The organism is Paenibacillus melissococcoides (genome assembly GCA_944800085.1).
In the GTDB taxonomy this organism is placed as follows: domain Bacteria; phylum Bacillota; class Bacilli; order Paenibacillales; family Paenibacillaceae; genus Paenibacillus_B; species Paenibacillus_B melissococcoides.
On sequence record CALYLO010000001.1, the window covers coordinates 1,210,253 to 1,234,422 of the forward strand.

Below are 24,170 nucleotides of genomic sequence, written 5' to 3' on the forward strand. Positions count from 1 at the left end.
CAGACTGTCGACAAAGTCCTGTCGACAGTCTTTTTTCTTAGGAAGGGCGGGGCCGGGGAAGGCAGGTCAGGTAGGTTAGGGTAAGCTGGTCCCCGCATGAAATTGCTGCACAGGCGCAGCATTTTTCACCTCAAGAGACTAAATTCCGAGAAAATCCTGCAAAATTACATTATTTCGCCATTTTGAACGCTATCTATGCCTTGCCGTAGGGTAATTGCTGTATGTTTGCAGCAATCCTATTATCGCATACTCGTGTCAGTGAAATTGCTGCATTCTTGCAGTATTGGTGGAGCAGACGACTAGAGTGGTGGGAGATAATGCAGCTAGTGGAGCAGATGAATAGAGTGGCGGGAGATACTGCAGCTTTGTGGAGTGGATTGGCCAAGCGGGTGAATAGCTCAAGGTAGGCTTCGGTATAGCCCGGAAGCTCGCCGATCGCGAGCGCCTCGCGCTCTTCGGCTCCAAATCGACATGAGCTGAGCCGTCATGAACTCGGGAAAGAGCAGAAATTCCGCCTCGAATTCCGCTGCGGTCCGGATATAGTGCTCTACCTGTCTCGCGAACTCATCAAAGGATGCGATCGTATGCAGATGGTACTGGACGGCAGATACGCGCATTTTCATAGGAACACCTCCAACAAGGAAAAAATAAAGATCTCTCTCAAAGGGGGACACAGAGCCGATCTCGTTCCGAAAAAAAGGAGGGGGCGGCCGCTATCGCGAAGCTACAGAGAAGCTATAGAGAAGCTATAGAGAGGATCATTTCGACAGGCGGAAGGGGAAGTTCATACATGACATACAATACGGACATCATGAATCGCAGCAGGCGCTGCCATATCCCGGCAGCATCACGGATGTGCCGGGCATTCGGCTCGGCCATGCGCAGGACGAGGCTGCGCTGACAGGCTGCACGGTAATCATGGCGGAGGAGGGCGCGGTATGCGGCGTCGATGTGCGCGGGTCCGCTCCCGGCACGCGCGAGACCGAGCTGCTTCAGCCTACCGCGATGGTGCCGCATGTCCATGCGATCTGCCTGAGCGGGGGCACGCGTTCGGGCTCGAAGCCGCTCACGGCGTCATGCGGTATTTGCAGGAGCGCGGCATCGGGCTGGATGTCGGGGTAGGGAGGGTCCCTATCGTGCCGGGCGCGATATTGTTCGATCTCGCCATCGGCCGGCCCGATGTGACGCCGACGGCCGCCATGGGCTATACCGCAGCGGCTTCGGCCGCTTCTTCGCCTCCGGCGCAAGGCAATGCCGGCGCGGGCATGGGAGCGACCGTCGGCAAGTATGCGGGGGCCGGAACGGGCCATGAAGGGCGGCTTCGGCACCGCTTCCGTCAAGCTGCCCAGCGGGCTTGTCATCGGAGCGGCGGTTGCCGTGAACGCGGTGGGCGAGATCCGGCATCCGGGCCGTGGCGGGACGGCGGCGGGAGCGCGGGGCGACGAGCCAGGCAGCTTCCTCGAGCCGCTTCGCTATCTTCCCGGCTTGGACAATCCTTTTGCCGCGGTGAAGCCGGTCACCAATACGACGATCGCCCGTCGCCTGCAACGCCAATCTGACGAAGACGGAGATGAACAAGGTGGCGGAGATGGCGCATAACGGGCTCGCGAGAACGATTTTCCCGGTGCACACGATGTTCGACGGCGAGACGGTGTTCGCCATGACGACAAGGGGCGTGGACGCTTCGGTCGATCTCGCCGGCATGTGGGCCGCGGAGACGCTGGCTTACGCCATTATCAATGCGGTGACGGCCGCCGAATCGGCGGGAGCGGTTCCGGCGGCGCGCGACTGGACGGCACCGCCGTCCCAATAAAGCGCCGAAGCGCGCCGGACAGATTGCCGGCGCGCTCAGGCTTAGGACGGGAAGATGGAGGCGATGGCTTGCTTCAGCACGGAAGCGGAGTGATGGAGCTTCTCCTTCTCCTCCTCGGTGAGATGAAGCTCGTACAAATCGCGGATGCCCTGGCGGTTGACGACCGCCGGAACGCCGAGATAGACATCCTCCAGCCCGTATTCTCCGGTCAGCAGCGTCGAGACCGAGAGCACGGAATTCTCGTTCTTCAGGATGGCCTTCGTGAGGCGGGCCAATCCCATGGCGATGCCGTAGTAGGTGGCGCCTTTGCGTTCGATGATGTGATAGGCCGCGTCGCGGACATTGATGAAGATGCGGTTCAGCTCCTCATCGGTCGGCTGGCCGTGCGTCTTGCGGTAGTCGGCGAGCGGCTGGCCGCCGATGCTGACGTTGCTCCATACCGGAAGCTCCGTGTCGCCATGCTCGCCCATAATATAGGCGTGCACGTTGCGCGGGTCGACCTCCAGACGCTCGCCGAGCAGATAGCGCAGCCGGGCGGTGTCCAGAATCGTGCCGGACCCGATAACGCGGCTTGCCGGCAGGCCGGAATATTTCCAGGTCGCATACGTTAGCACATCGACCGGATTCGTCGCGACAAGGAAGAGGCCATTGAATCCGCTCTCCATGACCGATTGGACGATCGATTGGAAGATTTTCGCGTTTTTCCCGATCAGATCGAGTCTTGTCTCTCCGGGAGCCTGATTGGCCCCTGCGGTGATAACGACCAGATCAGCGTCTTTGCAATCGCTGTAATCGCCGGCCCAAATGCGCATATTGGACGCAAACGGCAGCCCGTGATTCAAATCCATGGCGTCTCCCTCGGCCTTCGCCCGGTTGGCGTCGATGATAACCAGCTCGGCGGCCAGCCCTTGGTTGAACAGGGCAAAGGCGTAGCTCGAACCGACGAAGCCGGATCCGACGAGCGCTACGCGTGATACTTTCGTGAATTCACTCATGCTGATGGTGCCTCCTTATGTACATGTGTACGTATATAAATTCAAGCATATACAGGGCCGTATGCAACGAATCGGCAGTCATGCTGATACTTTAAATTGTAAACAATTTGCGGGTAATAATTCAAATTCAATTGAAAATAAATCCGAAAGCAGGCATTGCATAGGGTAGGGGGGTATGTTATGATGAAGGCAAGAGGTGGTGATAAGATGAGTTCCCGGAAAGACGCGCTTATCAGCAACGATGAATCAGCCAATGGCATGGAGGCTGCGGCACAGACGGACTGCCATCGTCCGGAGGCAGCGGGCGAACGCAAGAGCCATCATTCGGCCGAGATGAAGAAGAAGCTGATTCACCGTCTGAACCGCATCGAAGGGCAGGTGCGCGGCGTCAAGTCGATGATCGATAAGGATACGTATTGCGATGATGTGCTGCATCAGATCGCGTCGATTCAATCGGCGTTGTATTCCGTCGGACGGCTCCTGCTCGAAGGCCATATGAAGAGCTGCGTCGTCGAACGGCTTCAGGAAGGCGATGATGAAGTCATTGACGAGCTGCTGGTTACGATACACAAATTATTGAAATAATAGGGCGTGTTCAAAAAGGTCGGACCTTTTGCACAGCCTCTAATCCAACTTGAGGAGGAATTGAGAATGACTGAAGTAACTTGGAAAGTGGAAGGCATGACATGCGGACATTGCAAGCAGGCGGTCGAGAAGGCGGTTCGGGAGGCCGGCGGCGAGGCGCAGGTCGATCTCGGCTCCAAGCAGGTGAAGATTACGTACGATGCGGCGCAGGTTCAGCCGGAGACAATTCGGGAAGCGATCGAGGATCAAGGCTACGACGTCGTCTCCTAAGCCGGCGAACCGGAATTGGCGGCTGGCATCATCCGTTATACAGGAACTCCTTGCGGGGAGTTTTCTTTTTCGATTGTAATATAGGGTATAGGGGTATAATGAACAAAGGGAGTGAGACAGAATGGCATCCAAGCAGCAGACCGTCAAAATCGAAGGGATGACCTGCGCCGCTTGCGCCACCCGGATCGAAAAGGGTCTGAGCCGGATGGACGGCGTCGTGAAGGCGAATGTCAATTTGGCGGCAGAGCAAGCGACGGTAGAATATGACGATGGACAGCTCTCGCTTCAGCAGGTAACGGACAAGATCGAGAAGCTGGGCTACAAGGTTCCGGCGGAGACGCTCGATGTGAGCATCGAAGGGATGACCTGCGCGGCGTGCGCGACCCGGATTGAGAAAGGGCTCAATCGCCTACCGGGGGTCGAGACCGCCAATGTCAATCTCGCCGCCGAATCGGCCCGCATTACCTTCACCGGCTTGCGCCCGGAAGATATATTGGGGAAGATCGAGCAGCTCGGCTATAAGGGCAAGGTGAAGACGGGCGAAGCGGGCGCGGAGGCGGCGCCGAACCGGACCGCGGTGCGGCTGCGCAATTCGTTCATCGTCTCCGCTATCCTGTCGGCGCCGCTGCTCTGGTCGATGGCAGGGCATTTCTCGTTCACCTCGTGGATCTGGGTGCCGGAATGGTTCATGAATCCATGGGTGCAGATGATATTGGCCGCGCCCGTCCAGTTCCTTATCGGCGCCCGCTTCTACAGCGGAGCCTACAAGGCGCTGCGCAACGGCAGCGCAAATATGGACGTGCTCGTGGCGCTCGGGACGTCGGCGGCCTATTTCTACAGCGTCTATCTCGTATGGGAATGGGTATGGGGAGGATCTCATCATCCGGACATGTACTTCGAGACGAGCGCGGTGCTGATTACGCTTATCCTGCTCGGAAAATGGTTCGAAGCGGCGGCCAAGGGCCGTTCTTCGCAAGCGATACGCTCCTTGATCGGCCTGCGTGCGAAGACGGCCGCCGTCATCCGCGACGGCATCGAGCAAGAGGTGCCTGTCGATGACGTACAGGTGGGCGATCGCGTCATCGTGCGGCCCGGTTCGAAGATACCGGTAGACGGCATCGTGATCGACGGTACGTCCACCGTCGATGAATCGATGCTGACCGGCGAGAGCGTCCCGGTCGAGAAGCAGCCGGGCGACCGCGTGTATGGCGCGACGGTGAACGCGCAGGGCGCCTTCACGATGGAAGCGACGCAGGTCGGCGCCGAGACCGCGCTGGCGCAAATTATCCGCATCGTCGAGGAAGCGCAAGGCTCGAAGGCGCCGATACAGCGCATTGCCGACAAAATATCCGGCGTCTTCGTTCCCATCGTCGTCGGTATCGCCGTCATCGTCTTCGGCCTGTGGTACTTCGCCATTGCGCCAGGCAATTTCGGGGAGGCGCTGGAGAAGCTGATTGCCGTGCTCGTCATCGCTTGTCCTTGCGCGTTGGGCCTGGCTACGCCGACCTCGATTATGGCGGGGACGGGGCGTGCCGCGGAATACGGCATTCTGTTCCGCGGGGGCGAGCAGTTGGAAGGAGCGTACCGTGTGCAGACGGTCGTGCTTGACAAGACGGGCACGGTAACCGAGGGCGAGCCTTCCTTGACCGATTTTATCGCGAATAATCCGGAACGCGAGCAAGAGCTGGCGCTCTGGGTGGCCGCCGCCGAACGGCGGTCCGAGCACCCGCTCGCCCAGGCGATCGTGAAGGGCCTTGACGCCCGCGGCCTGCCAGCAATCACGCCGGAATCGTTCCAAGCGGAGCCCGGCTTCGGCATTATGGCCCGGGTTGACGGGCATGATATCGTCATCGGCACGCGGAACCTGCTGCGCAAGCAGGGCATTGATGCGGAGGCAGCCGAAGCGGAGCTGCAGCGGTTGGAGCTCGAAGGCAAGACAGCGATGCTCGTCGCGGTTAACGGACGCTGGGAAGGCATCGTCGCGGTAGCGGATCAGGTGAAGGCATCCTCGAAGGCCGCAATCAGCCGCCTTCACGGCATGGGCATCCGCGTCGTCATGATGACGGGGGACAATGAGCGAACGGCCCGCGCTATCGCCGCTCAGGTCGGGCTGGACGACGTGTTCGCCGAGGTCCTTCCCGAACAGAAGGCGCAGCATGTCCGCGAGCTGCAGCAGAACGGCGCCGTCGTCGCCATGGTAGGCGACGGCATCAACGACGCGCCGGCGCTCGCGGCGGCGGATATCGGGTTCGCCATCGGCACGGGCACGGATGTGGCGATGGAGACGGCCGGCGTGACGCTGATGCGGGGAGACTTGAACGGCATCGCCGACGCGATGGAGATGAGCCGGCGGACGATGCGGAACATCAAGCAAAATCTGTTCTGGGCGCTCGTCTACAACAGTCTCGGCATCCCGGTGGCGGCGGCCGGCCTGCTGGCTCCTTGGCTTGCGGGAGCGGCGATGGCCTTCAGCTCCGTATCGGTCGTGCTCAATGCGCTCCGGCTGCAGCGCGTCAGGCTTTAACCGGAAAGTCTAGGTTTTCAACGCCGGGCCCGCATGGTATGATCGGATTACGGTCATTAGAATGAGGGGGAACGAGCATGCACTTACGGGTGACAGCGGAAGCGATTCAACGCTTTCAATCAGATTGGGGCTATTCAGCAGGGGATACCGTGCGCATCTTCGTACGATACAGCGGATTCAGCGCATCCGGTCCCTATTCCTTCGGGATTATGAAGGATCAGCCGCGGCATCCGGCGGTGTCGGAGACCGTAGAGGGAATTACGTTCTTCATGGAGGAGAATGATCTGTGGTTCCTGGACAACCGCGAGCTGGTGCTGGATGCGAACGGCGAGGACATCGTCATCGTCCATGACGGAATGACGATCTGACGGCTGCGTCCGCCAACAGGGAACCGTTGGCAAAAAGAACTGTCAATCGTCTGTGAAAATGTCACTTTAACTGTGCTATGAAAATGTCACTTGTGTGATCAGAGGTCAGCCTTACCAGGTGACCTCTGCATAGCTATTATGTTGCGAATACATTGCATCTTGGAACGAACTGTTTTTTGTGGTACGCTTATTTTTAGTGTTATCATACGTGGTTTTCCACGGATGATTCTGGGCGGGTTTGCGTGGCGACGCAGAACTCGCCTTTTTTGATCCAGACGTCTTGCGCTGTGGCTTCTGAGTTTCTTTGAGTGCCCAGGGCTGGCCTTGGTGCCACAACAATACATCCCCTGTTAACGTCTCCCGCACTTCAACCGTCGTTTTTGCATCCAGACGAAGGGAAGCAGGCTGGGCAAGGGTATAGCACTTTCCGTTGTACGAGAGGGTGTTTCCGGTCCCGAGTTGCCGATAATTGCGAAGCGTGAACACATGATTTAAATCGATAGACGGATCAAGCTTCAGGTAAGCCGAATCGGTCATTTTTGGCTCTATGGCAAATTTGTGATTGTGCTTCTGCAATAGGCTGGGCAGAGCCGCGTTCGCCTCTTCCAGCGTCTTGATGCCAAGAAGCCGCAGTTCGATCACCAAGCGATCCTGAAATGTTTGCCAGAGGCGTTCTACCCGTCCCTTGGCTTGCGGTGTAATTGCCTTGATGTGCTCAATATGCAAGTCAGCCATCGCTTTGCCGAAGTGGGAGAGCGGTTTGGTCTCCCCAGCGAGCTCTTGCTCGAGCGTCAGCTTTTCGTTAGGCGACCGGAAAATCGTATGCCGATCACTGTAAAGCCCAAGGGGAACCCCGTATTTTTCTATCCCTTGCTGCATGACTAGAGAGTAGGCCTCCCGGCATTCGTTCGGACGAAAGACGGCACCGACAACGGTACCTGTTGCATCGTCAATCGCAGCATGCAGCGTAAAGGATGAAGCCCGATCCTCCAACCATGCATAAGGAGTTGCGTCAATCTGCCACAGCATGCCGGCTTGCGGTTTGCGTTCCCGTGGCGGATGGGCTTTACTGCGACGCCGCTGCTTGGCTTGCTTGAGCCCACTAGCCAGAAGGATACGTCTCACGCTGGAAGCGCTCAGTGTCAACGATTCATGCTCCTCAAGAAGCTCTGCGAAGTGGCAGCAATTGCTTCCGTAATACTTGGCTGTGTACAGCTCAACGATTCGTTCCTTCACTTCATTGGGAAGGGCGTGATGAGGCTGTTTCCCCCGATTCTTGTGTATAAGTTCTTGTGCTCCTTTTCCGGATTGGTATTTCTTCTTTAGCCGAATGACTTGGCGTTCTGATAAACCCAGCGCTGCCGCTCCCTCCCTATTGGTCATCCGCCCATCTATGATTTTCTCCACAACGAGTACCTTCTTCATTTCTGCTTTCGTCAATGTCAATATCTCCTGTCCCATAGTGACATTATCTCAGAACAGTTATAGGGTGACATTATCACAGAAGAACAACACCGTTGGCAAAAAGAACTTGTCATTACGCGCGCTTGCGTATATAATCATTCTCAATCGGATTGCGGCCTGTGCTGAGACGCAGTCCGATTGAGCCACATAAGGGGAACAGGTGCTTTGTGTAACGGCAAAGCTTAATAGGGAAGCCGGTTCGAAGCCGGCGCGGTCCCGCCACTGTAACAGACGAGGTGCGGCCTGGGGAGGCCACTGGTCGAACGACCGGGAAGGCTGCCGCCACCGATGACGCTGAAGCCAGGAGACCTGCCTGTTCTGACAGCACTGTTTGTACCTACGGGAGATAGGGAAGTGTTCGTAGACTGGATAGCTCGGTTCGCATGCACGCATGTGCGCGGTCGGGTCTTATTCATAGCTCCGTTACGGACGTTTGCGGGACATCTCTATGCCTGGGGCAGGGATGTCCTTTTTTGCGCATAGGGATGGCGGCCATGTGCGTCCAGATCGACGGGAGAGAGCCGGTCCCGAAGGAGCGCGAAGACCTGCGGCAGGGTGTATTGCGATTTTAATTCCTTGTTAACGGATAAGAATTATTGATTTTATGTTCCCTGTACTCCCGGTAGGAAGTTCCGCATAAGGAGAGGAGACGCGACATGGCGAAAGGGCAAGTGATGACGAGTGTGTCCGGGTATCCGCGCATCGGATACGACCGGGAGTGGAAGAAGGCGTTGGAGCAGTATTGGGCAGGCAAGCTGACGCGAGCCGAGCTGGAAGCGGAGATGGAGCGGATCGAGCTGCTTCGTCTCGCGAAGCTGAAGGAGGAAGGCATCGACTATATTCCCGTCAATGATTTCTCCTGGTACGATCATGTTCTCGACATGACGGTCATGTTCGGACTGATCCCGGAGCGGTTCGGCTATGAGGGCGGCCCGGTTACGGCGGATCTGATGTTCGCGCTCGCGCGCGGCACGGAGAAGGCCGTCGCCTGCGAGATGACCAAATGGTTCAACACGAACTATCACTATATCGTTCCGGAGTGGGAAGGGAAGCGTCCGGTGCTGACCGAGAACCGGCCGCTCGCCTCGTACCGGAGAGCGAAGGAGAAGCTGGGCATCGAAGGGAAGCCGGTCCTGGTCGGCCCGTACACCTATGTCCGCTTTATCAAGGGCATCCCGCAAGGCGAACGCCGGCAAGTGCTTGATCAGTTCGCCGAGGTGTATGGCCGGATCTTGCATGAGCTGGAGGCGGAAGCGGTCTCCTGCGTGCAGCTCGATGAGCCGGCCTTCGTGAAGCCGATGACGGCGGACGATTGGCAGGCGGCCCAAGCCGTGTACGATCGGCTCCGCCAAGCGGCGCCAGGGTTGACCCTCTGGGTGCAGACGTACTTCGATTCGGTCTCGGGATTCGATTCGTTCTTGCAGCTCCCGGTTGATGTCTACGGCCTCGACTTCGTCCACGGAAAGGAGCGGAACGAAGCGGCGCTTCGCCAGACCGGGGTTCCGGCCGGGAAGCGCATCGCCCTCGGTGTCATCGACGGGCGCAATATTTGGCGGACCGATCTGCTTGCCGCGGCAACCTGGCTGGAGTCGATCGAGCCGATCGTGCCGCGCTCGCACTGGATCGTGCAGCCGTCCTGCAGTCTGCTGCATGTGCCGTTGACGGCAGAGCGGGAGCACGATCTGCCGGGGTATATTCGCGGGGCGCTCGCGTTCGCGGACGAGAAGGTGGCCGAGACGGCGCGGCTGGCCACCCATCTGTCCCAGCCGACGGCGGAGAGCGCGGCGCTGCTGGCAGCGAGCGCGGCCAACGTGCTCGCCTGGCGCGAGGAGCCGGCGCGGAAGCGTCCGCATGCCGTCGAGGCGGTGGAGCGCCTGATCCGGGAGGCGGAGGCCGCTGGCGGGCGCCGGGCGCCGTATGAGCAGCGGCGTGAAGCGCAGCGCCGCCGTTGGCCGGAGCTGCCGCTGCTGCCGACGACGACGATCGGCAGTCTTCCGCAGACGGCGGAGATTCGCAAGGCGCGGCTCCGCTTCCGCAAGGGCGAATGGAGCGCCGAGGCGTATGAGACATTCCTGCGCCAAGAAATCGAGCGTTGGCTGCGCATTCAGGAAGAGATTGGCCTGGATGTGCTCGTGCACGGAGAATTTGAACGGACGGATATGGTCGAATATTTCGGGGAGAAGCTGGACGGCTTCGTATTCACGAAGTTCGGGTGGGTGCAGTCGTATGGATCCCGCTGCGTCAAGCCGCCGATTCTGTATGGCGATGTCGCCTTCCGCGAGGCGATGACCGTAGCGGAGACGGCATATGCCCAATCATTGACGAAGCGGCCGGTGAAGGGAATGCTCACCGGGCCGGTCACGATTCTCAACTGGTCCTTCGTGCGCGACGACGTTCCGCGCGAGCAGTGCGCTTATCAGCTTGCTTACGCGCTGCGCCAGGAGATTCGGGAGCTGGAGCAGGCGGGCATCGGCATGATTCAGGTCGATGAGCCGGCCGTGAAGGAAGGGATGCCTCTGAAGCCCGAGGATGCGGCACGCTACCGGGAATGGGCGGTGCTCGCGTTCCTGCTGGCGACGAACGGAGCCGGACCGGATACGCAGATTCATACGCATATGTGCTACTGCGACTTCTCCGATATGGTGGAGACGATTCGCCGCATGGATGCGGATGTCATCTCGCTGGAAACGGCGCGCAGCGGCGGAGACATGGTCGACACGCTGCGGAAGGAGCGGTATGAGCTCGGCATTGGCCTGGGCGTCTATGATATTCACAGCCCGCGCGTTCCGTCAGTCGAGGAGATCGAGCGGTTCATCGAGACCGCGCTGACGGTGCTGCCGGCCGAATCGTTCTGGATTAACCCGGATTGCGGGCTCAAGACGCGCAATGAGCCTGAGACCGTCGCCGCGCTCAAGCATATGGTGGAAGCGACGGTAGCGGTGCGCCAGGCCCGTTCCGCGTCGGCGAAGCGGTAAGCGGGGCGCGAGCCGGTCACGGGCAGGGCGGCCGCGGGCGAGGCGGGCTGCGGCTGGCGGCTTAAGGCAGCCATCAAGCCGCGATGGGGATAGCCCGCCCTTGCCTGGCCGGCCTGCACTTCCTGCCATCGCACTTCCTGCCATCGCGCTTCCGCCTCCGCGGCTATCTGCGGCGGCCGGGAGGCCCGCTGCCTACAGGAGCGACTCCGCTCCGTCGATGACGATCTGGGCGCCCGTAATATGGCTGGAGGCGTCCGATACGAGGAACGCCACCAGATCGGCGACCTGCTCGGGCTTTCCGGGCCCATGCGCCAGCGGCTGGCTGCCCTGGGGATACTTGACCGGAATCGAGATGCTGTCCACGGACGGTCTGCGGTCCGTATTCTCGCCGATCTGGGTCTCGATGGCTCCGGGGCAGATGACATTCACGCGAATCCGATAGCGGGCCAGTTCAAGCGCCGCCATCTTGGCGAAGGCGACCTGGCCCGCTTTGGATGTGCTGTAGGCGCTCATCCCGAACCCGGAAAACTTGCGCCTGCCGCGATCGGGCCCCCGCTTCGCATTGCTACCTATTACCTCTGTAAATAGGTCCGAAAACAGAGGAAAGCAAGGGCGTTCCATGTTATAATGGAACTGTAAGCGAATACAATATACTGGCTTCCTGAATGCTGTACAGGAACGGGAGAAAGGTGGGTTCGATGATGCGGTGGTTCAAGCGACGCAAGCCTTCTGCCCCCCGGCACGAAGCGGTTCATGTCACGTTGGACGAGGTGAAGCGGGCGGTGCTCCAGTATGAGCAGGATATGCAGGAGCAAATTCCCCGAACCACGCTGCTCCGTCCCGACCAAAGCATTGATTTGTCCCGATTGAAGCGTTACCTCGGCGGAATTTCGGATCAGCGCTTTTATATGTCCCGTATGACCTATGAGATTTTTGAGGAACAAGACAAGCATATCCCGCTGTCCCTTGACCTCGTGCAGGCGGCAGTTGACGATTATTTGGAGAATCACGATGATTTGCCGGTCATTCCGGGCACCCGGAATCGCCAAGTTCATTACGACAAGCTGATCGAACGGCATTATTTAAAACAGAAGCCGCCGATTCCACTCTATTTGACGACAGAGCAGTTCATGGTGACCCATGAGCCGGACTGGCCGGGGCGGCTGCATTAACCTTGGCGCAGGGCAGCAGCGCGGCGATAGCCGGAACAAGCGGCGCCTGCCGCTCACTGTGTCAAGACCAGCAGGAGACCGGAGTTCCCGCGACGGGAGCTTCGGTTTTTTATGGCGGCATGACGGCTTGTCATATCATCCGGTCAGGCCGGATGGATCAGAACGAATGGAGTGATAACTTGGTGTGGACCGCAGAAATGCTGGAGACGGACAGAGGCGTATTCGAGATTTTTACGCAAGGCCAAGGCGATCCGTTATGCATTGCGCATTTGTACAGCGAATTTAATGTGCGGGGCTACTATTTTGCAGACCGGTTCACGGATGAGTTTCGGGTGTATCTAATCAATTTAAAAGAGGCGGGCAATTCGTGTAAAATAAAATCCGAGCATGAGCTCAGCATGGCCGAAACATGCAAAGATTTAGAAGCGGTCAGGGAAGCGTTAGCGCTGGAACAATGGAGCTATGCCGGTCATTCGACAGGCGGAATGCTTGGACTGATGTATGCGATCCACTACCCGGGTTCGTTGACGAAAATGCTGGTTGGCGGCGCAGCGGCCTCGAACCGGTATATGGAGCATGAAGGCAGCATGTACTGCCCGGGAAGCCCGCTGAATGACAGACTGCGCGAGTTATTCTCGATCATGCAATCCGCGGAGTCTACCAGAGAAGAGCGGTCCCAGGCCGGGAGGGAATGGACGGAAATGTCGCTCTACAAGCCGGAACATTTCGATCATTATTTCGCTGAACCGAGCAGCGGGCGAGTCGTTCACCGCAGGCTGGATTATTATTCGTATGTCGAGCTGCCGAATTATGATATTACCGGCTTGCTGCCTGCCGTTCTCACGCCGTCGATTATTTATTGCGGCGAACATGATACCCAGTGCCCCTTGTCTTGCTCTCAGGAAATAGCTGAACATCTGCCGAACTCGAAACTGGTGGTGTTCCATGACAGCAGCCATGTCCCTTATTTGGAAGAGAAGGCTCTCTTTGTGGAGATGGTCAAGGAATTCAAAAATCGATAGGAGGAAGCCGGATGAGCATACTGAGTTGGATTGCCGAGCGCAAAATCGAAGAGGCGATGGAAGAGGGCGTTTTCGACGATCTGCAGGGCAAGGGCAAGCCGTTGAAGCTGCAGGATCTGTCGCATGTGCCGGAGCATCTGCGCGCGGGGTATTTGCTGCTGGATAATGCGGGTCTGCTGCCGGAGCGGCAGAAGCTGCGCCAAGAGATTGTCCGGCTGGAGCAATTGCTCGCTGCTGGCACGGATGCGGAAGCCCGCGCCGGCATCCGCCGGCGTCTGACCGAGCGCCAGGTGCGCCTGGCCAAGATGTCGGAAGATCGCGGCTGGGCGGCGAATGAAGCTTACTGCCGGTATGAGAGCCGCATTCGCGACAAGCTGTCCGGATCCGGCACGGAGAAGCGTTAGGGGGAAGGCGGATTTCCCCGGCTCGAATGGCGTGAGCGGCGCGTATGGAGCGTATGGAATGCCGCCTGCCTAGACACGCTATGGACATCAATGCGTGAAGCAAGGGAAGGATGACGCGGTGTGATAGAAGCACATTGGAACGAATTGGAACGGGAGCTGCCGCAGTGGCTGGAGGAGAGCCGGCGGATGGCGGCTGCCGGCAAAGTGGCTACCTATATTCCGGGTCTCGCCGAGGCAATGCCGGATGCGCTCGGCATTTCGCTGTGCGGGATAGGGGGAGAGCGGGTGAAGGCCGGCGAGACGGAGGAGCCGTTCACGATGCAGAGCGTGTCGAAGGTATTTTCGCTGCTGCTCGCGCTCCTGGACAGCGGCGAGGCCGGGGTCTTCGCCAAGGTGGGCAAGGAGCCGACCGGCGATGATTTTAATTCGATTTTGAAGCTGGAGCTGGTCGATCCCGGGAAGCCGTTCAACCCGTTCATCAATGCGGGAGCGATCGCGATCGCCTCGTTGATCGAAGGACGGACTCCGGAGGAGAAGTCGGAGCGGCTGCTGGAGTTCATCCGGATGCTCGCGGATGATCCCGGCATCACCTGGAACCGGCGAATCTACGAGAGCGAACGGGAGACCGCTTACCGGAACCGTTCGCTGGCTTATTATTTGAAGGACAACGGCATTTTGGAGGGGGACGTGGAGGCTACGCTCGACGTCTATTTCCGGCAATGCGCCATCGAAGTCCGGACATGCCAGCTGGCGCGCATGGCGCTCGTGCTGGCGAACCGGGGATGCGACCCGGCTACGGGACGTTGCTATATTCCGAGGAGATACGTTCAGATCGCGACCTCGTTCATGACGACGTGCGGGATGTACAACGCATCGGGCGAATTTGCGCTCGAAGCCGGAATTCCGGCGAAGAGCGGCGTATCCGGGGGCATCATGGCGCTCATTCCGGGTCAATTGGGCATCGGCGTCTATGGCCCGGCGCTCAATGAGAAGGGGAACAGCGTAGCCGGCGTGCACATTCTGTCTAAGCTGTCCGAGCAATTTGAATGGAGCATTTTCTAATCGGCCATGGGTGACCGCGGTCTGACGAGGCGCCGTCTGGCCATCGTTCCGCACGGCCCTGCCGCCTGGCGCATAGGCTGGTGTATCCCAATCTATGGAAGGAGTGTCCGCCATGGCGCCTTATGTGCCCGGACCCCGTTATCCATCCGCCCCCGGAAGCGCGGCAGCGAGCGGAACCTCGCCGATCTCCAGGCCCGATCCCTATCCGCCGGTGAAGCCGGATAAGTTCGTCGCCTCCGCCTCGACATCGAAGCAGTTGTCCCGGCAGGCGATTGAGCTGCTGTCTGGCATCGAGAGGGATCGAAGGCTGGCCGCCTCGGTTATGGACGCGGCCCAGCGCGGCCACGAGCAGGAGATGCTGCGGCTGCTCCGCTCAACGGGGATCTCGGTCCCGATCGCGGTCAAAGTGAATCCGGCCGGCATCCAGATCGCGCTGCGGCCCGATACCGACCCGAACGATTGCTGCGAGTTGGATGTGAAGATGCGGTGGAGCGAACCGGTGTGAACTTGAGTGAATCGGAGTGACGCATGAGCTCCGGTGTTCCGCATGCCGGCATGTTGTCATACGCGAAGAAGCGCCGGTGCCCTGTCAAGGGTGCCGGCGCTTCGTTATGCGCAAGAGAGATTAAGGCTGTTCCGGGAACCGTTCCCGAATGACGGTCTGTTCCAGCGGGAAGCGCCCGGTCGGATGGGCGGGCGCAGCCGCCTGTCCGATCGTGACGAGCATGACCGGGACATACCGCTCCGGAATGCGGAACGTCTTGATCAGTTCGTCGCGGCGGAAGCCGCCGATCGGGCAGGAGGCGTAGCCTGCGGCGGTTGCCGCGAGCATTAGCTGCATGGCGGCGAGGGAGCCATTGCGGATCGCTTCCTCCACGCCGACTTGAGGCGATGACGCATAGGCCCGGTTAATGTTCCCGACCAGCGTGTCATGCACTTGCTGCGTAATCGATCCGGCCGCCAGTTGGGCGCCGTAGATGTCGGCAGCGACCAAGTTCGCCTGCGTGTCGCCGAGAACGGCGACGACGGCGGAGCAGTCGACAATCTGCTGCTGATTGTTCGCGATCGGCAGCAGGGCCCGCTTGTTCTCCTCTTCCTCGACCACGAGAAAGCGCCAATGCTGCAAATTCCATGAGGACGGGGCCGTTCCGGCCAAGCGCAGCATTTCATTCATGTCTGCTTCCGGAATGCGCACGCCCGGAACATATTTGCGCACCGAATGCCGGGAGCGCATCGTCTCGGCGGCCGTGGCCGCAGGGTGCTGCTGGTTCATACTGATCATCATCCTTCCTATTGTCTACTTGAGTAGCATGAGCTGAGACAGCCCGGATTAATCCATTTGCTCAATACTAACTATAATATAGTAACATATGTAATGTAATTACGCTATGGCTGGGGAGCAGCTGTGCTGTCGTTTGTGCTTCCTTCATTGTGTCCGATTCTGTCACGGAGCCATTTATAGACGATTTAAAGATTTGTTTTCCTTCACGGGCCGCCCGTATGATTGATGTAGCAGCAATGATTATGAACCTGCTCATCGGAGGGAGGAATTACCCGTGTCGATTCAAGCGGAGCAACCGTTGATTCATTCGGAAGAACAATTGGAACAAATGCTGTCTGCTCCATCCCGGCGACTGATCGAGGATGTGCGCCGTCTGGACGGCGATATTATGCTGCTTGGAGCGGGAGGGAAAATGAGCCCCACGCTGGCGAAGCTGGCTGCCGAGGCGATGCGCGCGGCCGGCGTGGAGAAAAAGGTGTATGCCGTATCCCGTTTCAGGGAAGCGGGTCTGATGGATAAGCTGGCTGAGAGCGGGGTAGAGGCGATCTCCTGCGATCTGCTCGATGACGATGCGCTGCAAGCGCTTCCTGATGTGCCGAATGTCATCTTCATGGCCGGCACGAAGTTCGGAACGACCGGGAAGGAGCATCTGACGTGGGCGATGAGTACGTACTTGCCGGGACGGGTCGCCCAGAAGTTCAGGTCGTCGCGCATCGTCGTCTTCTCGACCGGCAATGTGTATCCGCTCACGCCGGTGAAGCAGGGGGGAGCTTCCGAGAGCCAGTCCCCGGCTCCGGTCGGAAAATACGGACAATCCTGCCTCGGCCGTGAACGGATGTTCGAGCATTTTTCGACACAGTACGGAACGCCGATCTGCATTTACCGGCTGAATTATGCGATCGATTTGCGCTATGGGGTGCTGCTGGAAATCGCGAAGTCGGTAGCGTCCGGACAGCCGATCGATCTGACGATGGGGCATTTCAACTGCATTTGGCAGGGGGATGCCAATGAGATTGCGATCCGGGCGCTGCTCGCTTGCGATACGCCGCCGGCCGTCTATAACGTAACCGGTCCGGAGACGGTGCCGGTCCGTTATGCGGCCGAAGAGTTGGGAAGACGGCTCGGCAAGCAGCCGATCTATACGTCCGATGAGTCCTCCGAGGCGCTGCTCAGCAACGCGTCAGCGGCCATGCAGCGGTTCGGGTATCCGTCCGTAGCTCTGCAGACGCTGTTCGACTGGACGGCGGCATGGGTGAAGCAGGACGGCAAGACGATAGACAAGCCGACGCATTTTCAGGAACGGGAGGGGAAATTCTGATATGGCCGCGAACTGGACAGAAGAGCTGGCGCGGGCGCTGCACGACGGCCTGTGCATTCCGGCTCATCCGTTGGCTCTGAACGAACGCAGGGAGCTGGATGAGCGCTATCAGCGGGCGTTGACCCGCTATTATGCGGCTTCGGGCGCCGGCGGCATCGCTATCGGCGTGCATTCGACGCAGTTCGAAATCCGCGATCCGAAGCACTCTCTCTATGAGAAGGTGCTGGCCTTGGCCGCGGAGGAGGTCGAGCGGGCCCGGCTCGCGAGGCCGTTCCTGATGGTCGCCGGACTATGCGGGCGGACGGAGCAGGCGGTCCAGGAAGCCGAGACGGCGCGCGGTCTGGGCTACCATGCCGGTCTGCTGAGCATGGGCGGGCTGTCCGGCTATACCGAGGAGGAACTTCTGGAGCGGACGAGACGGGTTGCCGCGGTCATGCCGGTGTTCGGCTTTTATTTGCAGCCGTCGGTGGGCGGCCGGGTGTTCAGCTATTCGTTCTGGAGAGCGTTCGCCGACATTCCCGGCGTCGTCGCCATCAAGATGGCGCCCTTCAACCGGTACCAGACAATCGACGTCGTGCGCGCGGTATGCGAGTCGCCGCGGCGCGACGAGATTGCGCTCTACACCGGCAACGACGACATCAATGATCTGCTGACGGTGTTCCGGTTCCAGGTGAACGGAGAGACGGTGGAGAAGCGCATCGTCGGCGGGCTGCTCGGCCATTGGGCCGTCTGGACGCGCAAGGCGGCCGAGCGGATGGCTTCGATTAAGTCGGCGCGGGGCTTCCGGCACGATCGCTACCGAATGGTTGACCCGCAATATCGAGGTGACCGAGTGCAACGCGGTGCTGTTCGATGCGGCCCATCAGTTCGCCGGCTGCATTCCCGGCATTCATGAGGTGCTGCGCCGGCAGGGTCTGCTGCCGGGCATATGGTGCCTCAATCCGGAGGAGACGCTATCTCCCGGCCAGGCGGAGGAGATTGACCGCATCCAGCGGGATTATCCGGATTGGAGCGATGATGCGTTCGTGAAGGCGCATCTGCAGCAATGGCTGTCCTGAATGCGATTATGATATGATACGGGTATCTGCATGATGCGGACAACAACTTCAGTGAATGAGTGGGGTCGATAGCTATGCCGGACATGACCGGACAACCCGTATCGGATCGCATTCAGATTGGACTGGCCGGCTGGGGGGATCATGAGATTTACCCGCCGGGAACGAAGGGGACGGAGAAGCTGGCGGAGTACGCCAAGCGGTTCCCTGTCGTCGAGATGGACAGCTCCTTCTACGCGATCCCGTCGCCGGAGCGGATGGAGAGCTGGGCGGCCCAGACTCCGGACGGATTCCGCTTCGTCGTCAAGGCGTACCAAGGGATGACGGGCCATACGCGGGGCCAGATCCCGTACGATAATGCGCAAGCGATGTTCCAGGCCTGCCGGGAGGCGGTCGAGGTGCTCCATGCCGCCGGGAAGCTGCATTCCGTGCTGTTCCAGTACCCGCCCTGGTTCCACTGCGTGCGCAAGCATGTCGACATCCTGCGCCGCACCCGGCAGTGGATGGGCTCGCTGCCGGTCACGCTTGAGTTCCGGCATCAGAGCTGGTTCGCGCCGGAGATGCGCGAGCGGACGTTGGCGTTCATGCGCGAGGAAGGCTGGATTCACAGCGTCTGCGACGAGCCGCAAGCCGGAGAAGGCTCGATTCCGATTGTACCGGTGCCGACAGACAAAGGGCAGACGCTGATTCGCCTGCACGGCCGGAACGCGTCCGGCTGGCAAGCGCAAGGCCAGGCGAACTGGCGGGATGTCCGCTATTTGTACCGCTACAACGAGCAGGAGCTGCTGGAATGGAAGGAGCGGCTGCTGGCGATGCTGGCCGAGACGGAGCAGTGCTGCGTTATTTTCAACAATAACTCCGGCGGGGACGCCGCTCCGAATGCGCTCCAACTGATGCGTCTGCTCGGTATGGAACCTCCATCCATCGGACCGGAGTGGGAGCAGATGAGCCTGTTCGGGGATACGCCGTAACCGAAGCGGCGGCAGCGATCCGCAACATTAGGGAAGGGATGGTCTGAGGGCCGTCCCTTTGCTGCGTGGCCAGAATTGCGGGATGGGGGAGGTTTCATTTCCGGATGGATGGTGTAAAAAGGACATAGGCACGATGACGAAGCCGCACCGCGGAATGAGACAGCCATGAACAGGAGGCCAAGCCATATGACGACCGAACAGATGATGACATGCATCCGGGAATGCCTTGAATGCATGAAGAAATGCAACCAATGCTATGATGCATGCCTGCAGGAGGAAGAGGTGAATCCGATGACCGCCTGCATCCGGCTGACGCGGGATTGCGCGGACGCCTGCGTCCTGGCGGCCCAATTCATGACGCGGAACAGCGAGCATTTGAAGGAGGCCTGCGCGCTGTGCGCCGATATTTGCGAGCGATGCGCGGAGGAATGCCGGAACCATGCTTATGAACATTGCCAGGCCTGTGACGAGGCCTGCGAGGCTTGCGCGAAGAAATGCCGCGAGATGGCGGCCGCATAGGCGAAATGGTGTTAGGGATGCGGACAGTTGCAAGTCTGCAGCCCCGGCTCACCAGAACTCGAACTTCCAGGTCTCCACTTCCTCCGCGCCGTAACGATTCAAGCAGTGACGCCGGAACCGGTCCCACGAGAAGGCACCAGTGGTTGATCGATTGCGGCGGACTGACGCAGCTTGCCTTGTAGAACACCTACTTGCCCGGATCGGCCCGTCAGCAAGGAAGGCATGAAGCCCAGTTCCACGAAGGGCTTGAGGCCGCCGGACAGCGAGAAGTCGAACAGTTGATCCGGGAAGCCGAACAACTGGTCCACGAACCGGAAATGAAACCTGGGCCGCCCGCCTCGTCCTCATCGCAGACCATCATCTCCTCGTCGAAGATGCCATGAAATCGCAAATAGCGGAAGGGGTACCCTCGCTGCACATGCCGCAGTTGATCCTGAACATCGACATGAATACCTTCCTTGGCTTTGCCGATCGTGATCTACTGCTTCCACGTATGCCGGATCGACTCGACAGGGACGGGCAGGTCCATACCGCAGGCGGTCTCTCCCCCCTCGCAATATCATCATCCGCTGCACCAAGCGATTGGCTGCGCTGCAAAAACGGATTGATCATCCTCAGCACGCTGGATGGATTGAACGCCAAATAGTTGGCCGATGTCTTTTTCATCTGCTCCACCAAAGCTGCAACATCTCTCGCACCTCCGGTCATCTGCTCCACCAATACTGCAAGAATGCAGCATTTTCATTGACACGAGTATGAAAAAATAGGATTGCTGAAAAAATACAGCAATTCCCCTACCGCAATGCGTAGATACCGTTCAAAGTGGCGAAATGATGCAGTTTTGCAGGATTTTCTCGGAATTTCGCCTCTTCAGGCTAAAAATGCTGCGCCTGTGCAGCAATTTCATGCGCGGACCAGCCTGCTGCATGCGGGGACCCGCTTGCCCTAACCTTTTCTGCTTTCCCGGCCCGGCCCTTCCTAAGAAAAAGACGGCCGACAGGACTTTGTCGACCGTCTGGAACAAGAGGGGCTTGCCGCCCCCCTTGTCTATGTTTGTTATTTGGATTCCGATCCGACGGTGAACCGCTGCTTCAGATGGCGAGGCTGCTCGATCTCGTCCACGACGGCGATTGCATAGTCGGCATAGCTCACATAGCTTTGTCCCGCCGCATTAATGAGAAGCTGATCTTTGCCGGTTACATACTTGCCTGTGCGCGGTCCTTCCGGATCGAAGAAGGCGGAAGGGCTGATGAACGTCCAATTGATGGAGCTGGCGCGCAGATCCTCCAGGTTCTGTCCTTGATTTTTGGCGGTTGGAAGGTATTCCGCCGGGAAGTCCGGCGTATCCATGACACGGACCGTTCCTTGCTCATCGGCGAACAGGCTGCCCGCTCCGCCCACGACGATCAATCTGGTGTTCGGGGCATCCTTCAGCGCTTCGATCAGCACCTGTCCGGCTTCGACATGAAGATGCTCGCTGCCCGGCGCAGCCCCGAACGCATTGACGACGACGTCGAAGGGCTGCAGGTCGTTTGCGGTAAGCTGGAACACGTCCTTCTCCAATACGCGCGGGGTGGACAGATCCGCGAGCTTCGACGCGTCTCTTACGATCGCCGTTACTTGATGTCCACGCTCCAATGCTTCTGCCATAATGCGTCTGCCGGCTTTGCCGGTCGCTCCGATAATTCCGATGTTCATGGAAATCGCTCCTTTTCTTGTCCGTTAATCATTAAGCTACCTATGTTGTAACCCATTCAGGTACAACATATTCACAAAAATCACTTTGCATCAGGCCTATGAAAGTCTTTTGTTGTAACTATTATAGTTACAACTCGTCGCGGCTGTCAAGCTTCATTTTTCATTGATTTCCTCGACTGCGGAGCAGTGGCGGATGCAGGCCAGCCCCGGTTCGGACTCGCGGCAAGAGCGCCTTATGCAGGCGCGCTTGATTTTCAGAAATTTTCTCTTCCCATTCCAGCGAACTTGTTGTATACTTCTCGACATATTCATTCGACACAATGCGCCTTCCTTTGCCGATGCCAGGCAGGGAAGACGCCTATTATTAGCAGCGACTCTTTATTCTCGTATATGTGCAGGAATCGGCCTGCATGTTTCTACCCGATCACCGGAAATGATTGGACTACGGGAACCCGATTCGACAGCTTGCCGCGAGGGGCGTCCGCGCCGCTTGGCCGGCTTGCTGCCGTTGTCGATCATGCCGCAGGCCGGCGTGATGCGGCCGGTTCCCTAAGCCTGTGCCTCTCATTTCCTTGCGGAATGCGTGGCGCGGGCTTTTTTGTCATTGCAGGGTGTATCGAATGCGGAAAAGACGGACAGGCTGCAAATATCGAAGGGGGAACATGATAAGTGAAACGGCTTCAGGACAAAGTGCTGCAAGAGGGATTGGTGCTAAGCGACCGCGTGCTCAAGGTGGATTCTTTCTTGAACCATCAGATGGATCCGGTGCTTATGAAGGAAATCGGGGAAGAATTCGTGAAGCGCTACGACGGCGAACGGATTACGAAGGTGCTGACGATCGAATCGTCCGGCATCGCGCCCGGCTTAATGACGGCGCTGGTGCTCAATGTGCCGCTCATCTTCGCGAGAAAGCAGAAGTCGCTGACGCTGCGCGACGATATTTTTGTCGAGAAGGTATATTCCTTCACGAAGCAAGAGACGAATGAAGTGACCGTATCCAAAAAATTTCTCTCGCCGGACGATCGCGTCCTCATCATTGATGATTTCCTCGCGAACGGCGAAGCGGCCTCCGGTCTGGCCCGCATCGTCGAGCAAGCCGGGGCGGCTGTCGTCGGCTTCGGCATCGTGATCGAGAAGTCGTTCCAGCCTGGCCGCGATCATTTGCTGGCTGCCGGCTACCGCGTCGAATCGCTGGTCCGCGTCGCCTCGCTTGAGGCCGGTGCCGTGACCTTCGTCGATGAGGCGCAGGAGGTGGCCGCCGAATGAGCATGGTGGACAACAAGGTGTTCCAAAGGCACCGCCACCCGCTGAAGACCTTCTCGCTCGGTCTCCAGCATGTGCTGGCGATGTACGCCGGCGCGGTGATCGTGCCGCTGATCGTCAGCAGCCAGCTCGGCTTCACCCAGGAACAGACCACCTACCTCGTCGCGATCGATCTGCTCATGTGCGGCATCGCGACGCTGCTGCAGGTCTTTACGAACCGCTTCTTCGGGATTGGCCTGCCGGTCGTCCTCGGCTGCGCCTTCCAGGCGGTGATGCCGATGATCGCCATCGGCTCGGAGTACGGCATACCGTATATTTACGGGTCGATATTGGCGATGGGGCTGTTCGTCATTCTGTTCGGCGGATGGTTCGGGAAGATGATTCGCTTCTTCCCGCCGGTCGTGACCGGGTCGGTCGTCACCATCATCGGCATTACGCTCATCCCGGTCGCCTTCGGCAATCTGGGCGGGGGACAGGGAAGTCCGGACTTCGGCAGCCCGGACAATCTGCTGCTCGGGTTCGGCGTGCTTATTTTTATCGTGCTGCTTAATAAATTTTCGCAAGGCTTCATGCGCGCGATCTCGGTCTTGATCGGACTGCTGATCGGGACGCTGGCCGCAGCGCTGATGGGCAAGGTCGATATTGCCCCTGTGCTGGACGCAAGCTGGTTCCATGCCGTGCAGCCCTTCTATTTCGGGACGCCCAAGTTTAATCCGACCGCGATTTTGACGATGATTATCGTCGCGATGGTCGGCATCGCCGAGTCCACCGGGGTATTTATGGCCCTGAGCAAGATCGTGGACCGCGATCTCGATTCGCAAGATTTGGCCCGCGGCTATCGGGCCGAAGGGCTGGCCATCTTCATCGGCGGATTGTTCAATGCGTTCCCGTACACGACCTTCTCGCAAAATGTCGGCCTCATCCAGATGAGCCGCGTCAAGACGCGGGACGTCATCGTCGTCGCGGGCGGCCTGCTCATGCTGCTCGGCTTCGTGCCGAAAATCGCGGCGCTCACGCTGCTCATTCCCGATTCGGTGCTGGGCGGGGCGATGGTCGCGATGTTCGGCATGGTCATCTCCAGCGGTCTGCGCATGATCGGTTCCCAAGTCGACCTGAACCGTCACGAGAACCTGTTCGTCATCGCCTGTTCGGTCGGGATGGGGCTTGGCGTCACGGTAGCGCCCGGCATCTTCGACAGTTTGCCTGACACGGTGCGGATTCTCACCGACAACGGTATCGTCGCAGGGACGTTCACCGCGCTCGTCATGAATCTGCTGTTCAACGGCGTGAAGCCGCAGCCGGCGGAGACGAAGACGGAGGAGTCCGAAGAGGAGACCATTGTCGCCTGAAGTTGAAAAATAAAGCAAAGCCCCGCATCCTTCTTCCGGAGCGGGGCTTCTGTTATTGCCG

The 24,170-nt window shown here is 59.0% G+C and carries 21 protein-coding genes, 4 pseudogenes and 2 riboswitches; of the genes and pseudogenes, 18 read left to right on the top strand and 7 right to left on the bottom strand.

All coding sequences use genetic code 11. The features are described from left to right. Positions 1–379: 379 nt before the first annotated feature. Positions 380–623 (bottom strand): annotated as a pseudogene (locus tag OCY70_RS05500) (carbon-nitrogen hydrolase family protein); the annotation flags it as partial. A 205-nt stretch (positions 624–828) separates the two neighbouring features. On the opposite strand from OCY70_RS05500, the pseudogene OCY70_RS05505 reads away from it, so the two are divergent. Then, positions 829–1,813: pseudogene (locus tag OCY70_RS05505) on the top strand (P1 family peptidase). A gap of 41 nt (positions 1,814–1,854) precedes the next feature. Here the strand turns inward: OCY70_RS05505 and OCY70_RS05510 are convergent. Next, positions 1,855–2,808 (bottom strand): L-lactate dehydrogenase, encoded by a 954-nt coding sequence (locus tag OCY70_RS05510; RefSeq protein ID WP_213426596.1) that lies wholly within the window; start codon positions 2,806–2,808, stop codon positions 1,855–1,857. Between the two features lie 258 nt (positions 2,809–3,066). On the opposite strand from OCY70_RS05510, the gene OCY70_RS05515 reads away from it, so the two are divergent. From OCY70_RS05515 to OCY70_RS05530, 4 genes are all read left to right on the top strand, one after another. Next, positions 3,067–3,393: a metal-sensitive transcriptional regulator gene (locus tag OCY70_RS05515; RefSeq protein ID WP_213426601.1), complete on the top strand. Its 327-nt coding sequence runs from the start codon at positions 3,067–3,069 to the stop codon at positions 3,391–3,393. A 66-nt stretch (positions 3,394–3,459) separates the two neighbouring features. Beyond that, positions 3,460–3,663 (top strand): cation transporter, encoded by a 204-nt coding sequence (locus tag OCY70_RS05520; protein ID WP_213426597.1) that lies wholly within the window; start codon positions 3,460–3,462, stop codon positions 3,661–3,663. Positions 3,664–3,784: 121 nt separating this feature from the next. Then, a complete protein-coding gene (locus tag OCY70_RS05525; RefSeq protein ID WP_213426598.1) occupies positions 3,785–6,187 on the top strand; it encodes a heavy metal translocating P-type ATPase in 2,403 nt (800 codons plus the stop codon). 77 nt (positions 6,188–6,264) lie between these two features. After that, on the top strand, positions 6,265–6,555 hold the full coding sequence (locus OCY70_RS05530) for a HesB/YadR/YfhF family protein (RefSeq protein WP_168179659.1): 291 nt from the start codon (positions 6,265–6,267) through the stop codon (positions 6,553–6,555). A gap of 111 nt (positions 6,556–6,666) precedes the next feature. On the opposite strand, the gene OCY70_RS05535 is transcribed toward OCY70_RS05530, so the two are convergent. After that, complete coding sequence (locus OCY70_RS05535; protein ID WP_261944557.1) at positions 6,667–7,995, bottom strand: ISNCY family transposase; 1,329 nt, start codon at positions 7,993–7,995, stop codon at positions 6,667–6,669. A 165-nt stretch (positions 7,996–8,160) separates the two neighbouring features. Beyond that, positions 8,161–8,350: riboswitch (cobalamin riboswitch) on the top strand. A 325-nt stretch (positions 8,351–8,675) separates the two neighbouring features. Here OCY70_RS05535 and metE point away from each other — a divergent pair. Further along, the gene (metE, locus tag OCY70_RS05540; RefSeq protein ID WP_213429285.1) at positions 8,676–10,994 is read left to right on the top strand and encodes a 5-methyltetrahydropteroyltriglutamate--homocysteine S-methyltransferase; all 2,319 of its coding nucleotides are present in this window, start codon (positions 8,676–8,678) and stop codon (positions 10,992–10,994) included. Between the two features lie 192 nt (positions 10,995–11,186). Here the strand turns inward: metE and OCY70_RS05545 are convergent. Further along, positions 11,187–11,534 (bottom strand): annotated as a pseudogene (locus OCY70_RS05545) (SDR family oxidoreductase); the annotation flags it as partial. Between the two features lie 158 nt (positions 11,535–11,692). Here OCY70_RS05545 and OCY70_RS05550 point away from each other — a divergent pair. The 5 genes from OCY70_RS05550 (at position 11,693) to OCY70_RS05570 (ending at position 15,159) form a co-directional block, all read left to right on the top strand. Then, on the top strand, positions 11,693–12,166 hold the full coding sequence (locus tag OCY70_RS05550; RefSeq protein ID WP_373871485.1) for a DUF3939 domain-containing protein: 474 nt from the start codon (positions 11,693–11,695) through the stop codon (positions 12,164–12,166). 2 nt (positions 12,167–12,168) lie between these two features. Then, positions 12,169–13,188, top strand: coding sequence for an alpha/beta fold hydrolase (locus tag OCY70_RS05555; protein ID WP_249725345.1), 1,020 nt, complete (start codon positions 12,169–12,171; stop codon positions 13,186–13,188). An 11-nt stretch (positions 13,189–13,199) separates the two neighbouring features. After that, positions 13,200–13,592, top strand: a complete 393-nt coding sequence (locus tag OCY70_RS05560; protein ID WP_213429286.1) for a DnaJ family domain-containing protein — start codon at positions 13,200–13,202, stop codon at positions 13,590–13,592. Between the two features lie 120 nt (positions 13,593–13,712). Beyond that, positions 13,713–14,654, top strand: a complete 942-nt coding sequence (glsA, locus tag OCY70_RS05565; RefSeq protein WP_373871486.1) for a glutaminase A — start codon at positions 13,713–13,715, stop codon at positions 14,652–14,654. A gap of 112 nt (positions 14,655–14,766) precedes the next feature. Further along, entirely contained in the window at positions 14,767–15,159 is a 393-nt protein-coding gene (locus tag OCY70_RS05570) for a hypothetical protein (RefSeq protein WP_213429287.1), read from the top strand. Positions 15,160–15,279: 120 nt separating this feature from the next. On the opposite strand, the gene OCY70_RS05575 is transcribed toward OCY70_RS05570, so the two are convergent. Next, positions 15,280–15,927, bottom strand: a complete 648-nt coding sequence (locus tag OCY70_RS05575; protein WP_213429288.1) for a nitroreductase family protein — start codon at positions 15,925–15,927, stop codon at positions 15,280–15,282. A 310-nt stretch (positions 15,928–16,237) separates the two neighbouring features. On the opposite strand from OCY70_RS05575, the gene OCY70_RS05580 reads away from it, so the two are divergent. The 4 genes and pseudogenes from OCY70_RS05580 to OCY70_RS05595 all read left to right on the top strand — a co-directional run bounded on the left by OCY70_RS05580 (position 16,238) and on the right by OCY70_RS05595 (position 19,799). Further along, complete coding sequence (locus OCY70_RS05580; RefSeq protein ID WP_213429311.1) at positions 16,238–17,254, top strand: NAD-dependent epimerase/dehydratase family protein; 1,017 nt, start codon at positions 16,238–16,240, stop codon at positions 17,252–17,254. A 1-nt stretch (position 17,255) separates the two neighbouring features. Further along, a pseudogene (locus OCY70_RS05585) lies at positions 17,256–18,312 on the top strand (dihydrodipicolinate synthase family protein). Positions 18,313–18,386: 74 nt separating this feature from the next. Further along, positions 18,387–19,280, top strand: coding sequence for a DUF72 domain-containing protein (locus tag OCY70_RS05590; RefSeq protein WP_213429289.1), 894 nt, complete (start codon positions 18,387–18,389; stop codon positions 19,278–19,280). 186 nt (positions 19,281–19,466) lie between these two features. After that, positions 19,467–19,799 carry a four-helix bundle copper-binding protein gene (locus OCY70_RS05595; protein WP_213429290.1) on the top strand — a complete coding sequence of 111 codons (333 nt, stop codon included), beginning with the start codon at positions 19,467–19,469 and terminating at the stop codon, positions 19,797–19,799. 98 nt (positions 19,800–19,897) lie between these two features. On the opposite strand, the gene OCY70_RS05600 is transcribed toward OCY70_RS05595, so the two are convergent. Continuing rightward, positions 19,898–20,107 carry a hypothetical protein gene (locus tag OCY70_RS05600; protein WP_213429291.1) on the bottom strand — a complete coding sequence of 70 codons (210 nt, stop codon included), beginning with the start codon at positions 20,105–20,107 and terminating at the stop codon, positions 19,898–19,900. A 110-nt stretch (positions 20,108–20,217) separates the two neighbouring features. On the opposite strand from OCY70_RS05600, the gene OCY70_RS05605 reads away from it, so the two are divergent. Beyond that, a complete protein-coding gene (locus OCY70_RS05605) occupies positions 20,218–20,445 on the top strand; it encodes a hypothetical protein (protein ID WP_261944711.1) in 228 nt (75 codons plus the stop codon). A gap of 410 nt (positions 20,446–20,855) precedes the next feature. On the opposite strand, the gene OCY70_RS05610 is transcribed toward OCY70_RS05605, so the two are convergent. Next, complete coding sequence (locus tag OCY70_RS05610; protein WP_213429293.1) at positions 20,856–21,497, bottom strand: NAD(P)-dependent oxidoreductase; 642 nt, start codon at positions 21,495–21,497, stop codon at positions 20,856–20,858. Positions 21,498–21,861: 364 nt separating this feature from the next. Beyond that, positions 21,862–21,962, top strand: a riboswitch (purine riboswitch). 204 nt (positions 21,963–22,166) lie between these two features. Between OCY70_RS05610 and OCY70_RS05615 the strand changes: the two genes are divergently transcribed. Then, positions 22,167–22,763 (top strand): xanthine phosphoribosyltransferase, encoded by a 597-nt coding sequence (locus OCY70_RS05615; protein ID WP_213429294.1) that lies wholly within the window; start codon positions 22,167–22,169, stop codon positions 22,761–22,763. Next, positions 22,760–24,109 carry a nucleobase:cation symporter-2 family protein gene (locus OCY70_RS05620; RefSeq protein ID WP_213429295.1) on the top strand — a complete coding sequence of 450 codons (1,350 nt, stop codon included), beginning with the start codon at positions 22,760–22,762 and terminating at the stop codon, positions 24,107–24,109. Before OCY70_RS05615 ends, OCY70_RS05620 begins: the two co-directional genes overlap by 4 nt. Positions 24,110–24,170: the final 61 nt, after the last annotated feature.